General features: G+C 69.1%; 13 protein-coding genes. 4 read left to right on the top strand and 9 right to left on the bottom strand.

Translation table 11 applies throughout. The annotated features are described in order from the left end of the window. Positions 1-95: 95 nt before the first annotated feature. Positions 96-929, bottom strand: a complete 834-nt coding sequence (locus tag BM199_RS05785; RefSeq protein ID WP_091670591.1) for an alpha/beta fold hydrolase — start codon at positions 927-929, stop codon at positions 96-98. A gap of 44 nt (positions 930-973) precedes the next feature. Further along, a complete protein-coding gene (locus BM199_RS05780) occupies positions 974-1,840 on the bottom strand; it encodes an SDR family oxidoreductase (RefSeq protein ID WP_091670964.1) in 867 nt (288 codons plus the stop codon). A 178-nt stretch (positions 1,841-2,018) separates the two neighbouring features. Here BM199_RS05780 and soxR point away from each other — a divergent pair, with 178 nt between their 5' ends. Continuing rightward, positions 2,019-2,483, top strand: a complete 465-nt coding sequence (gene soxR, locus BM199_RS05775) for a redox-sensitive transcriptional activator SoxR (RefSeq protein WP_091670588.1) — start codon at positions 2,019-2,021, stop codon at positions 2,481-2,483. Positions 2,484-2,497: 14 nt separating this feature from the next. Here soxR and BM199_RS05770 read toward each other — a convergent pair whose 3' ends face one another. The 3 genes from BM199_RS05770 to BM199_RS05760 all read right to left on the bottom strand — a co-directional run bounded on the left by BM199_RS05770 (position 2,498) and on the right by BM199_RS05760 (position 5,092). Beyond that, positions 2,498-2,887: a hypothetical protein gene (locus BM199_RS05770; RefSeq protein WP_091670585.1), complete on the bottom strand. Its 390-nt coding sequence runs from the start codon at positions 2,885-2,887 to the stop codon at positions 2,498-2,500. Between the two features lie 75 nt (positions 2,888-2,962). Beyond that, positions 2,963-4,021 (bottom strand): M14 family zinc carboxypeptidase, encoded by a 1,059-nt coding sequence (locus BM199_RS05765; RefSeq protein ID WP_091670582.1) that lies wholly within the window; start codon positions 4,019-4,021, stop codon positions 2,963-2,965. A 186-nt stretch (positions 4,022-4,207) separates the two neighbouring features. Next, positions 4,208-5,092: a LysR family transcriptional regulator gene (locus BM199_RS05760; RefSeq protein ID WP_091670579.1), complete on the bottom strand. Its 885-nt coding sequence runs from the start codon at positions 5,090-5,092 to the stop codon at positions 4,208-4,210. Positions 5,093-5,161: 69 nt separating this feature from the next. Between BM199_RS05760 and BM199_RS05755 the strand changes: the two genes are divergently transcribed. Together BM199_RS05755 and BM199_RS05750 are read left to right on the top strand one after the other, a co-directional pair. Beyond that, complete coding sequence (locus tag BM199_RS05755; protein WP_245788174.1) at positions 5,162-6,166, top strand: EamA family transporter; 1,005 nt, start codon at positions 5,162-5,164, stop codon at positions 6,164-6,166. A 5-nt stretch (positions 6,167-6,171) separates the two neighbouring features. Then, positions 6,172-6,987, top strand: coding sequence for an SAM-dependent methyltransferase (locus BM199_RS05750; RefSeq protein WP_091670577.1), 816 nt, complete (start codon positions 6,172-6,174; stop codon positions 6,985-6,987). Here the strand turns inward: BM199_RS05750 and BM199_RS05745 are convergent. Next, positions 6,984-7,382, bottom strand: a complete 399-nt coding sequence (locus BM199_RS05745) for a hypothetical protein (RefSeq protein ID WP_091670574.1) — start codon at positions 7,380-7,382, stop codon at positions 6,984-6,986. The two genes, BM199_RS05750 and BM199_RS05745, sit on opposite strands and share 4 nt — an antisense overlap. Positions 7,383-8,117: 735 nt before the next feature. Between BM199_RS05745 and BM199_RS05740 the strand changes: the two genes are divergently transcribed. Beyond that, positions 8,118-8,666, top strand: coding sequence for a hypothetical protein (locus tag BM199_RS05740; protein ID WP_091670571.1), 549 nt, complete (start codon positions 8,118-8,120; stop codon positions 8,664-8,666). A gap of 12 nt (positions 8,667-8,678) precedes the next feature. Here the strand turns inward: BM199_RS05740 and BM199_RS05735 are convergent, their stop codons facing one another. From BM199_RS05735 to BM199_RS05725, 3 genes are all read right to left on the bottom strand, one after another. Next, on the bottom strand, positions 8,679-8,879 hold the full coding sequence (locus BM199_RS05735) for a hypothetical protein (protein WP_091670568.1): 201 nt from the start codon (positions 8,877-8,879) through the stop codon (positions 8,679-8,681). Positions 8,880-9,091: 212 nt separating this feature from the next. Then, on the bottom strand, positions 9,092-9,448 hold the full coding sequence (locus tag BM199_RS05730; RefSeq protein WP_091670565.1) for a hypothetical protein: 357 nt from the start codon (positions 9,446-9,448) through the stop codon (positions 9,092-9,094). Between the two features lie 191 nt (positions 9,449-9,639). Continuing rightward, on the bottom strand, positions 9,640-11,910 hold the full coding sequence (locus BM199_RS05725) for a patatin-like phospholipase domain-containing protein (protein WP_245788173.1): 2,271 nt from the start codon (positions 11,908-11,910) through the stop codon (positions 9,640-9,642). Positions 11,911-11,914: the final 4 nt, after the last annotated feature.

Here is an 11,914-nt window from a genome sequence, read left to right as displayed (position 1 = left end):
TGCCGATGGCGGTATGGGTAATGAAAGGAGCCGCTGTATCCGGTCCTTTCCCGCGCATGCGGGTGAAAGGTCGGAGCCGACTACGCAGAGCGTGTTCAGTGTGTGTTCAGCTGTTCCAGCAGTAAGGAGCTCATCGCTCCTGCCGCTTCCTCCGGCACCCAGTGGGAAACGTCCTCCAGCATGTGGAAGTGGTAGGGGCCGGTGACCCAGTTGCCGGTCTCGAGGGCTGCCGTCGAGCCGAAGGCGACGTCATCGGTGCTCCAGACGTAGAGCGTCGGTACGGAAACCGGTCCGATACGGGCACCAGGTCGATTGGCGCGGTACCAGTTCAGGGCGGCGGTCAACGCGCCCGGCTCGGTCAGCCGCTGCACGTACTCCTCGACTCGGCTCGGCGGGACCCGCCACTCGAACATCCGTCGCAGCGCCTCCGCGTCGTTGTCGAGCATCCGTCGCTCGGTGGTTCTGGTCTGCCGCCAATCGGTGAGGTAACCCGAGCGCAGTGCTTGGTCCTCATCGGTCCGCTGGGCGTCCGCCAGCGCGGCGGGATGGGGCATCGAGACGGCCGTGAGCGAGCGCACCCGTTCGGGATGTTGCTCGGCGACCGTCCAGGCGACCCCCGCGCCACAGTCGTGGCCCGCGAGGTCCACGCGATTCCACTCCAGAGCGTCCGCGATCGCCAGTACGTCGGCGACCAGTTCGCTCATGTCGTAGTCACCGGTCCGCTCAGGCCGGACGGCGGGGGAGTACCCACGCTGGTCAGGCGCGACCGCGCGGTACCCGTGCCCACCGAGAGCGGCCACCTGGTGCTCCCAGGCGATCCCTGCCTCGGGAAAGCCATGCAGCAGCAGTACCGGCCTGCCCTCGGTGGGCCCGGAAGCGATCGCGTCGAAGTGGCCCGCCGCGGTGGGAATGCTCAGCTGCTCGATCATCACCGCAGACACTAGCGCCAGCGCCCCGCTACTTCACCGAGAGATCAGCCGACGCGCTCGGAGCGGAAGTCTTCCGCGTGATCGACGGCCCACTCCCGGAAGGTTCGGGGCGGCCTGCCGATCACGTCGCGCACTCCTGTCGTGATCGGCTCCGGGGCGGTGACCAACTCGGCCCAGGCATCGAGTGCGCCTTCGGCGAACTCGTCCGGCCATTCGGCCAGCAGTTCCCGGCGTGCTCTTTCGCGCGACACGTCCTCGTAGTGCAGCTTGCGTCCGATCGCGGCGCCGATCGCGTCGACCTGTTCGATCTGGGTCAGCTGCTCAGGGCCACTGAGGTCGTAAACTTTCCCGGCGTGTCCTTGGCCGGTCAGCGCCGCGGTGGCGACGGCGGCGATGTCCGACTCGTGGATCAGGGATCGGGAGGCCTTGCCGTACGGCCATCGGACGACGTCCGCCTGGCGGATCTGGTCGGCCCAGCCCAGTGTGTTGGTGGCGAATCCGCTCGGCCGCAAGAATGTCCATTCCAGACCAGAATGCGTGATCTGTTGCTCCAGTTCGTAATGGAACCCCACAGGGCCGTCGGCTTCGTCTGCGCCTGCCGATGACAGGTACACGACGTGACGGACGTCAGGGCGAAGCGCCTCCAGCACGGCCGGGGCCGCCTCGCCGGTGAAGAAGGGCCAGGCCAGGAAGGCCGCGCGAGTGCCTTTCGCCGCTGCCGCGACGGTCGCGGGGTCGGTGAGGTCACCTGCGACGACCTCGGCATCCCCCGGCAGCGCCGCCGTGTTCGGATTCCTGGCCATCGCGCGCACCGTCGCTCCTGCCTCAAGCAGTTGGTGCACCACCTGCCTGCCGACGTTGCCGGTCGCGCCGATGACGAGTACGGCGTCTGCTGAGTTCCGCTGTGGCATCGGATTCTGTTCCTCTCGCTGGCTGTGCACACCGGAAACCCCGGTGAACACAACTCTAAAAGCTCGATATTGGTAGAGGTCAAGGAAGGTTGACCAACCCGGGGATCGCGCGTAAACCTCAAGCAATATGGAATGTCGCTGCCCGGTTGGGGCGGCCCCGAGACAGTGGTGGTCGATGATGGAAGAGCCCGCGTGGACCAAGGCCGAGCTCACCGTGGGGCAGCTCGCCGCGCGCAGCGGGGTCGCGGTTTCGGCCCTGCACTTCTACGAGCGCCAGCAGCTCATCGAGAGCAGGCGAACGTCGGGAAACCAGCGGCGGTACCGGCGGGATACGCTGCGCAGGCTGGCGTTGATCAGAATTGCCCAACGGGCCGGAATTCCGCTCGCCGAGGTCAGGGGCGCGCTGGCCGAGCTGCCGGACGGGCGAACCCCCAACCGAAAGGACTGGCAGCGGCTGTCGAAGCGCTGGCGGTCCGAAGTGGACGCGAGGATTCGGCACCTGCAGCAGATCAGGGACAGCTTCACCGACTGCGTCGGGTGTGGTTGCCTCTCGCTCGACCGGTGCGGGCTCGCCAACCCACGTGACGAACTCGGCAGGCAGGGGCCGGGACCTCGGCGGCTACTCGGACCCGGCGAAGTGTGACCCGCCCCCGTGCGTCACGGGATCGCCAGCCCCGCGCCGCGCAGTGCCTCCTCCACACGGAGGCGTTCGACTTCACGGTCGACACCCTCGGGCAGCACGGCGAGTTCGTGTTCCACCTCGACCGCGGCGCACGCCTGGATCAGCAGCGCATCGTAAGCCTGACGGGTTCCCTTCCGTCGTGCGGCGGGCGTACCGGGGCCGAAGTCGAGGAGCAGGCGGTGCACCCGCCGCAGGTCCGCGGCCAGTTCCTGGATCGGCCGGTGAACCGGCTCGCCGGCAGGCCTGCGCCTACGGCGAGTGGCCGCCATCGCGGACAGCGCGATCCAGAACACGAGCGTGGGAGCCACTGCTACCACGGCGTAGATCAGCAGGTTCGTCAGGGGAAAGCCGTCGAGTTCGGCCATATCTCATTCTAGAACCGTGCGGCGCCGAAAGAGGATCGAATTTTCGGCGCCGCACGGATGGTGCCCGAGGCTTCGTCAGTCGCCGTGGCTCGCGAGCGCGCTCGCCGCCTGGGTCCGGATCGGCTCGCCGCGTGGTGGAATCCGCTCGGCCCAGGTGGGGTCGACTCGCTGCAACGACCCGCTCGCCCCGCTCTGCGCGATGCCGATCATCGAAACCCATGCCGAGGCGATCTGCTGCCGATCATGCTCGGGGCCCATCGCGCTGAACTCGATCAGCACGCTGCCGCTGCCGCGCAGCCCGTAGGCGTTGCGGGCAATGCCTTCGTAGTTCCCGCCTGGGTACTGCGAGACATTGGCCCCGGCGAGGTCCATGGCGCGCTGCGCGACCACGGACACCTGCTTGGCCAGGCGCACCATGTCTGCCCGCACGTCCGGACGCGTCGGCCACATCACCGATGCGGTGATCTCCTCGCCGTCGGCGTCGGCGTACCGGCCCTGCATGTGGTAGTCGACCATGATGTCCGGCTCGAACTCGGCGTAGTGCCGCTGGATCAACCCGGCTTCCGTGGCCGGGTTGTCCTCAGGGGCGAGAATGGGGCTGTGGTAGCGGTTGATGTCGTATCCCTTGCCGGCTTCGCCGTACTCCGGATCGGCTTCGGGATCGTAGTTGTATCGCCAGTTCAGTTCGGACCCGTCCGGGTTGGCCCTGACGATGATGTCCACGGTGACCCTGGAGCGCAGCCACCGTTGCCACGCGCTCTGCCCGACTCCGGTGGTCTCCAGGAACTTCAGCGCGGCGGGGGTGCCCAGTGGCTCGTTGCCGTGCTGCTGGGTCACGTACATGATGCGCAGTGGCCCGTTGCCGACCCGAGCGCTCCACACCGGGCGGTTCTGGTTGGAGCGGCCGATCTCGGACACGTCGACCGCGCCGCGGCTACGCCACTGCAGCCGCTGTAGTTCGCGGGTCAGCTCGGCTGTACTGGGATGGGGATCGATCCGGCCACCACGCATGGTGTCCGGAGCGGAGGTCGTGCCCGAGGTTTCCGGTGCGGCGGTCGCGGGGTGCGCGAGGCCGAACGAGGAGACAGCCAGGGCGAGGGCGGACAGGACAACGATCAGTCGTGATTTCCGCATGAGAAGTCAGTTTGCCAGTGAATCGGGCGCTCACAAGTAGGCTTGTGCAATTGCGTGTTATGCACGCACGCGGGTGCGGCTACACCAATAGCTCACCCGCACTCGGTCGCCGCGAGCAGCCCCTACTGCGGCGGAACAGCGTGCCGGAGCGGGGGTCCTTCCCGTCATCCGAGTTGTGCATAACCCTCAAGACTTGTCCGGTTTTCTGTCCGTCCTGCCCTCGCCGACCACGTCCCGGAACAGGGCGACGAGTGTGGGGATCGCGGGGTGTCCGGGCATCCGGCGCCAGGCGAGCACGACCGGGATCTCCGGAGCGTCGACCATCGGCCGGTAGACGACCCCGGGATAGCGGTGCAGGTCGGAAGTGGCCGAGGTGGTGATCCCGACCGCCCGGTTCGCGGCGATGGCGGCCAGCCAGTCGTCGGTGTTGGCCACGGTCATCGTGCGGGCGGGCCGAATCTCCGGTGGCCAGAGGTGCGGGGTGGTGACACCGGAGATGGTGTTGACGGCCACGGTCTGGTCGGTGAAGTCGGCCAGCGAGAGTTCGGCCCGCTCCGCGAGGGGGCTGTCCGCGGGCATCGCCGCGACCCTGGGTTCGGTGAGCAGCGGTTCCACCACCAGGCCGGGGGCATCCACCACGCCCCTGAGCAGGGCGACGTCCACCTGTCCCGTGGTCAGTCCCGCCGTCCGGTCGTCGATCCGCAGCAACTCCAAGGGAGTGTCGGGATGGGCGTGCTCCCAGCGTCGCAACAGCGTGCTGGTGAAGGCGCCCGCGGCGGCCCAGGCATGGCCCATGCGCAGGGGCCATGAGCGCAGTCGTCTCGTGTCGAGTGCGTCGTCCGCAGCGGCGACCACCGTCGCGGCCTTGTCGCGGAAGGCGAGGCCGTCGTCGGTGAGCCGCAGGTGGTGCGTGGAGCGGTCGACCAGGCGCAGACCCAGTTGTTGTTCCAGTTGGCGCAACGTGCGGGAGACCGCGGGCTGGGTGAGGTGCAGCCGCCCGGCCGCGCGCGTCACGTTGCCTTCCTCGGCGATCGCGAGGAAGCAGCGGAAGTGACGCAGCTCAATGGTCATGCACGCGAAGCATAACAGCTAAACAACCGGCATTTCACGTGCGGATTTCCGCTGCCTACCGTGCATGGTGTGACTGCTGTTCGGCTCGACTCCCCACTGACCCCGACTCCGGCTCCCTCCTGGCGCTCCGCTGCCCGTCGCACTGTCCGGCGTCCCGGCGACGGCTCGCAGCTCGGTTCGGTCGCGCTCGTCCTCGGCGGTGCGGTGTCGCTGCAGTTCGGGGCGGCGATCGCCGCACTGCTGTTCCCCAGGGCCGGTGCGATGGGAGTGGTGTCCCTGCGGTTGACACTGGCGGCGGTGGTGCTGCTGCTCATCTGCCGGCCGAAGGTGCGCGGGCACGCGCGGGCGGACTGGGCGCTGGTCGCCGCGTTCGGCGTGGCCCTCGGCGGCATGAACGCACTCTTCTACCAGGCGATCGAGCGCATTCCACTCGGCGCGGCGGTGACGCTGGAGGTGCTGGGGCCGTTGACTTTGTCGGTGCTGGCGGCGCGCCGGATGGCCAGCCTGGTCTGGGCCGGGCTGGCGCTGGCCGGGGTGATCCTGCTGGGCCGGGGCGGCTTCGACAGTCTAAATGTCGAGGGGGTCCTGTTCGCGCTCGCGGCCGGAGTCCTGTGGGCGGCCTACATCCTGCTCAGCGCGCGCACCGGCCGGCGGTTCCCGAAGGCGGACGGACTGGCGCTCGCACTGGCGATCGGTGCCGTGCTGAGTCTGCCCTTCGGCGTGGCCACCGCGGGAGCGGCGCTGGTGGATCCCGTGACGCTCGCCCTGGGGGCCGCGGTTGCGCTGTTGTCCTCGATGCTGCCCTACACGCTGGAACTGCTTGCGTTGCGGCGAATCGCGGCAGCGACGTTCGCGGTGCTGATGAGTCTGGAGCCGGCCATCGCCGCGTTCGCCGGGTTCCTTGTGCTGAGCCAGGCGCTGTCCTTGCTGGAGGGCCTCGGGATGGCGCTGGTGATCGTCGCCAGTATGGGCGCCGTCCGGCTGTCGACATCTGCCCGATCGCGTGACCAGCGACGTCCGGACACCGAAGATCAAGGACACCGACCCGTACCGCCGAACGGGGCAGTACCCTGATCCGCATGCGGGAGCGGGCACCAGTGGCGATCGACACGAGTGTGCCGAGCATCGCGCGTATCTACGACTACTTCCTGGACGGCAAGGACAACTTCGCCTGTGACCGGGAACTCGCCGCCGAGCTCCTGCGTGTCGCGCCCGAGGCGAGGGCCATGGCCAGGGACAACCGGGCATTCCTCGGCCGGGTGGTGCGCTACCTCGCGGGCTGTGGCATCACCCAGTTCCTGGACATCGGGACAGGGCTGCCGACGCAGAACAACGTGCACGAGGTCGCCCAGGAGATCGCCCCGGACACCAAGGTCGCCTACGTCGACAACGACCCCGTTGTGCTCGTCCACGCCAGGGCGCTGCTGGCGGACAACCCGCACACGATCGTGGTCGAAGCCGACGTGCGCGACCCGCGCGCCCTGTTGGCCGATCCCGCGCTGCGCGAGCTCATCGATTTCGACCAGCCGGTGGCGGTGCTGCTGGTCGGGATTCTGTACTTCTTCCCCGAGGAGGATCGCCCGTTCGACATCGTCGCCGCGTTCCGCGACGCGGTCGCGCCGGGCAGCTACCTCGCCCTGTCGCATGTCGTCGCCGACGAAGGGCCGGACGAGCTCGGTCGGGCGCAGGAGCTGTACCGCACGTTCCTCAAGCGCTCGGGTGATGCCAGGCGAACCCGCGCGCAGGTACTGTCCTTCTTCGACGGGCTCGAGTTCGCCGAGCCCGGTCTGGTGCCGGCCAGGCATTGGCGACCCGATCCCGGAACCACGGCGGACACCGGCGATGGCGCGGGCTGGATCCTCGGCGGCGTCGGCCGGAAGAAGGCGAGCGGCTAGGACTCGCCGAGCCAGGGCACGGTGAGGGTGGAGACGGCCGAGGTGACCGCGCCGAGCAGGGTGCTGAGCGGGATGGTGGCGAGCCGGTCGCGCCAGTAGTCGGTGACGCCGTACAGAGTCAGTTCGGCCGGTGCGGTCCCGATCCCGGTGAGGCGCAGTCCGCCGGGCAGGTCCGGCAGGTCGACCGGGATGGGCCGGGTGCGCGCGGGTAGCAGCACCCTGAGCCGGGAGATCCGCGCCGCCACCGGCCGCAACAGGATCCGCGTCCCTTCGATGTACGGCTCGACCTGCAGGTGGCCCAAGTGCGGCCGGCGAGTGGAGCGCAGCCGCAGGAGACCGTCCGTCCCGAGTTCGGCGAGAACGTCCGGCCGGGCCTGGCTGACGAGGTCGCGCACGACGTCCCGTCAACCGTGATGGCCAGTTGGATGGATTCCGTTCCGAGTGTCGGGGCAGGCAGGGACCGGACCCGGAGGTCCCGGCACACGATCTCGGCTCGCCGCACCGGCATGTGTCCGCTGTCGGTGCTCTCGACGTCCGCCACGACCAGCCGAAGATCCCCGACCTCCGCCTGGCCGATCCCCACCGACGAGACCCGGCAGTCGAACTCGGCCAGCGTCATGCGCAGATCGGTGTCGGCGGCGCGGACGGTGAGACGTTTGCCCACGAGCCGATCGCTCACGGTGCGGACTGCCGCTTGCAGGACACCGGAGGGGCTGGTCGGCACCGAGGGAAGCAGGGTCCGGCCCGCCGTGAGCAGCCCGTCCAGTTCCCGCCATGGCAACCACGAACCGAACGCTCCGGGAATGCTCATGCCGCCTGCCCGGACGATCGGCGTGCTGGCTCGTTCATCCGTTCAGTGTGGCCCAGTGGGCGGGTGTTGGTCGGGCCCAGCGGCTTTCGAGAGGCTGACGTCACTGGCCGGGTGACACCCTGAGTAGTCAGAAGTACGGCCTGTGTCTGTTCTTGTCACCCGGGTGACAAGGAGTAGCGGAGGGTTGGGCCACACGAAGGGCAATGCTTTACTACTCGCGTTGCGGCTCCATAGCATCGGGCGTTCGTTCCTCGCCCGATGGAGGTATCCGATGGCCCGTACGACTCCGCGGAGGAGTGAGTCTTCCCCGGAGGAGACGGTGACCGTCGCGGAACTCGTCGGTCGTGCACGGACGGTAGCCCTGCGACGCAGGCCGGATGACACGATGCCGATGCCTGCCGTCTCCGCCGGTGACGTCGGTGCCCGGCATCGGCGCCCAGCTGCCTCCGGTAGCCCGGTCGGCGAGGGCAGGTCGCGTTCCAGGTTGGCGGTGGGCGGTGGAGCCGTGGCGATTTTGTCGATGTTCCTGGTGGCAGGCGGCCTGGTCCTCGGCCAAGGCGGGGGAGAGCAGCCGCCGGGCGACATCTCCGATGGCGCAGTGGCCCCCGCACGGGTGGGTGCGCCCACGGTCGTGACCATCGAAGGGGTCGCGCATCCCGGAGAGAATCCTCCGGTGAGCACCCCCGCCGCGTCCCAGCAAGCGGAAGCGCCGGAAGTGGCGGAACGCGACGCAGCCGAGCGCAGATCCGATCCGGACGCTTCGGCTCCCGCTCAGGACTCCGGCGGACGAGCGGGCGAGGACCTCGAGCGCAGGTTCGAAGAGTGGGAAAGCCGGATCAACGAACTGCCGGGTGTCCCGGATTGGTAGAGGTCGGTGGCGCTACTCGCGCCCGCGGACGATGGTCGGTTCGAACTCGTCGTCCTCGGTGATTCGCGGACCGGGAACCACCGGGCCGCCGGGAATGTTCAGCCCGACGTGCGGATCCTCCATGGAGCCGGCGCGAAGTACCGACGACTGCGCACCTGGGCCCGAGTTCGCAACCGAGTGTTGCCTCGCCATCTGGCTGTTCCTGGTCTCCACAGCCAACTCCCTTCACTCAGCGTCATGCACGATCGCGCCTGCGGCCGGCACCATCCGTGCCGGCGAATATGCAGGCGGACGCCCCTTGGCTACCCGTGCCCCTGTACCGAAAACATCGATCGGCAGCGAACTGGCGTTACCCCGAGTATTCTCTGCCGACCCCGTTCCGCTCAACGGATTTTGTGTCGTCCACAGGCCCGAGCGAGCGAGAATCAGCCCTTCGTGTCCAGATCCTCGGCCCGAGCACGTAGGTAGGCGGAACCGCGCGGGGAGATGCGGTAGCCGACGTCGAGACTGTGGGTGAGGCCCAGGTTCTTGAGCTTGCGGATGTCGAGCTTCAGCGCGTCCTTGTCCCGGCCCAGCATGTCGGCCAGATCGGCTGCTCGACGTTCGGGATGAGCTGCGACGAGTGTGAGCACGTCATGGGTCCACGCGCCGTGTCGGCTCCGGGCGTCCATCCGCGCCAACTGCTGTTCGATGGTCCTGACCTGCGACTTCGACAGGTCTGACTCCGCGCTGAGCGCGGCGCGCGGGTCCTCGCCCACCCACCGGACCCGGATCCGGTACACCGGATGATCGTTGAATTGTCGCTACCGGCCACCTCGAAAGGGTGATGCGTGGAGCGACAATTGCGCAGGGCGCGCCGAAGGCGTGCCCGAAACCCCACCACGTGTCCCTGGAACGCACACGCGCGCACAAACTGCCAACTCACGCACACAAACTGCAAACTCGGGCCCCGAAACTGCAAACTCCGCGCGACTTATTCGGGTGGCGTCAGGCGGAGGACCGGGTTCACCGGGGCGGTGCCGTCGAACGGCTCGGAGAGGTGGCTGTCCGCCAGTTCGCCGAGGCCGTCAAACGTCTTCTCGATGGCGGGACCGTGTGGTTCCTGGCGCGGCCATCCGCCTGCCGCGTCGGCGAACCAGCCCGCGAGCGCCTCCGGGATCGGGTACTTCGTCGCCCGCTCCCGGTACAGCGGGGCCCGGGCGGCCGCCTGCAGGCTGATCTCTCGGTACTCACGAAGCGCCAGGCGCATGCGCAGCCAGCGGTAGCGATCGGTCTGGGTGAAACCGGGGGCCTCGCCGTCCGTGCCCGCGATGCTGAACCGCACCTTCAGTTGCTCTCCTGCCCGGTAGCCACGCAGGGCGAGCTCGGCGATCAGTTCGGGTGGCATGAACAGATTCGTCCCGCCTTCGCCGTCGCCCTGCCGCACGTGGGCGATCCGGCCGCGGAAGCCCGGCAGCGCCGACTGCATGGTGTCGCGCCAGCCGAGGAACGTGTTCAGGATGCGCCCGGCGAAATCGGCCGCGCCCGCGCCGACCGCGCTCCACGGTGGAGCGGGTTCGGCCGAGCTCTGTGGCGGCAGGAACACCTCGTCCACCGCGTCGACCTTGCCCGCCACGGAGTGCAGGTTCAGCCCGAACGTCGGCCATCGCGGCAGCAGCGCGTCGAAGAAGTGGATGGGGAAGTTGCTGGTGATCCCGCCGTCGCTGAACCAGTGCACCCGGCCGAGCCGGTGCAGGGGGACGGGGCAGATGAGCCCCGGAAGGGAGAGGCTCATCCGGACCGCCAGCACCACCGGCATGTCCCAGGGATCGGGCAGCCAGTGCAGCACGCGTTCCGGGTGCCGAGGACACCGGTCGTTCGCGGTGCCCTCGGTGGACATCTGCCGGATCACTCGTTCCCCGACGATCCCGTCGAGGCAGTCCGGGCAGAACTGCCAGCGATCGCCCACCCCGTCCCAGGCGGCGAGCGGCAACCGGAACGGCCGGCCGGCCGAAAGGTCGGTGGTCATCAGCGCCAGGTTGATCACCCGATCACCGCTGTGCGTCGCGAGGTTCCGGAGCACGGCTGGATCGCGCTCACCATCCCGGCCGGCGTCGGGACCGCGCCACAGGTCGCCGAAGGTGAGTGCGCGTTCCCCGTCGAGCCCGGCGAGTTCGTCGAGCCGGTCGGCGAGCCACGTCGCCAGCGGTGGGACCCCGGTCGAGGCAGGCACTCCGGCCAGCCGGTCGACGGGGGTCGGGCGGTAGGGGGTGGCGCCGGGGACGATCCCGAACCGGAAGCGTTCGGCCTCCGCGAGCACCGGCCTGCAGGCTCTGCCGTAGATCACGGCGAACGCCGCCCCCACCGCGAGGGTGGTGACCAGCCAGCAGGTGACGACGGCGGCTGTCGCCGCCATCCATCCCGCCGCATTCGCCGGTCCCCCCGCGATCGTTCCGCGCAGCAACAGCGTGAGCACGCCTGCGGCCAGCGGCACGGCGAGAACGAGCGAGCCGAGCCGGAACCAGCCTGCCGCCACCCGCAGCAGCCATCCGGCGGCGGCCACGGCGGCCACCGCGGCGAGTCCGGCCACCAGAGGCCGCGCATCGTTCCAGCCGGCAGGGGGCGCAGCCATGGCCATCGCGAAGGGCGCGGTGAGCCAGCCGAGGAACAGCAGGGTCAGCACGACACCCGCGATCCTGCTCACCGCCGTGAGCAACGCGGCGACCACGCAGGTCAGCCGGTTGCGTCCGGTGGTCTGGGGCGACTGCATGAGAGCGACCAGCACCCGGTAGATGCGACTCAGTGCCGTGTTCGGCTGGAACAGCTGCACCAGGCGCCAGCGTTGCGCACCCGTGCCGGAGACCATCCACCGGATCAGCCCCGCCAGTCCGGCGAAACCCGGACGGACCGATCCCTCGGGCACCGTGTCCGGCTGCTCGGCGAACCGCCCGTACTCAGCGGCGGCCGTGGCGGACGCGGCGATCGCACCGGCGGACGCGCCGCCGACCGAGCGGAAGACGTAACGCCGGGCCAGTGAACAGACCGCGAGCGGGTAGATCACCCCGCTGGTGGTCCCGCCCCGCATGGTCAGGTCACAGGACGCGTCGACAAATCGACGGTAGTCGCCGGTCTCGTCCGTGGCGTGCGTGTCGGCCTCGTTCGGGGACCAGCGGACCCACTGTTCGGCGCGATGCGTGGTGTAGTTCTCAGGGTCGTCGAGATCGAGTTCGGCGATCTCGCTGATCGGATCGGTGCTGTTCGCCACCGGG

It is taken from the genome of Amycolatopsis marina (genome assembly GCF_900111885.1).
GTDB classification, from domain to species: domain Bacteria; phylum Actinomycetota; class Actinomycetes; order Mycobacteriales; family Pseudonocardiaceae; genus Amycolatopsis; species Amycolatopsis marina.
This window is presented reverse-complemented; position numbering and strand designations above follow the sequence as displayed.

Coding starts and splice junctions, on each gene's coding strand:
- BM199_RS05785 (WP_091670591.1), bottom strand. CDS start 929: ATGATCGAGCAGCTGAGCATTCCCACCGCGGCGGGCCACTTCGACGCG.
- soxR (WP_091670588.1), top strand. CDS start 2,019: ATGGAAGAGCCCGCGTGGACCAAGGCCGAGCTCACCGTGGGGCAGCTC.
- BM199_RS05780 (WP_091670964.1), bottom strand. CDS start 1,840: ATGCCACAGCGGAACTCAGCAGACGCCGTACTCGTCATCGGCGCGACC.
- BM199_RS05765 (WP_091670582.1), bottom strand. CDS start 4,021: ATGCGGAAATCACGACTGATCGTTGTCCTGTCCGCCCTCGCCCTGGCT.
- BM199_RS05750 (WP_091670577.1), top strand. CDS start 6,172: ATGCGGGAGCGGGCACCAGTGGCGATCGACACGAGTGTGCCGAGCATC.
- BM199_RS05770 (WP_091670585.1), bottom strand. CDS start 2,887: ATGGCCGAACTCGACGGCTTTCCCCTGACGAACCTGCTGATCTACGCC.
- BM199_RS05760 (WP_091670579.1), bottom strand. CDS start 5,092: ATGACCATTGAGCTGCGTCACTTCCGCTGCTTCCTCGCGATCGCCGAG.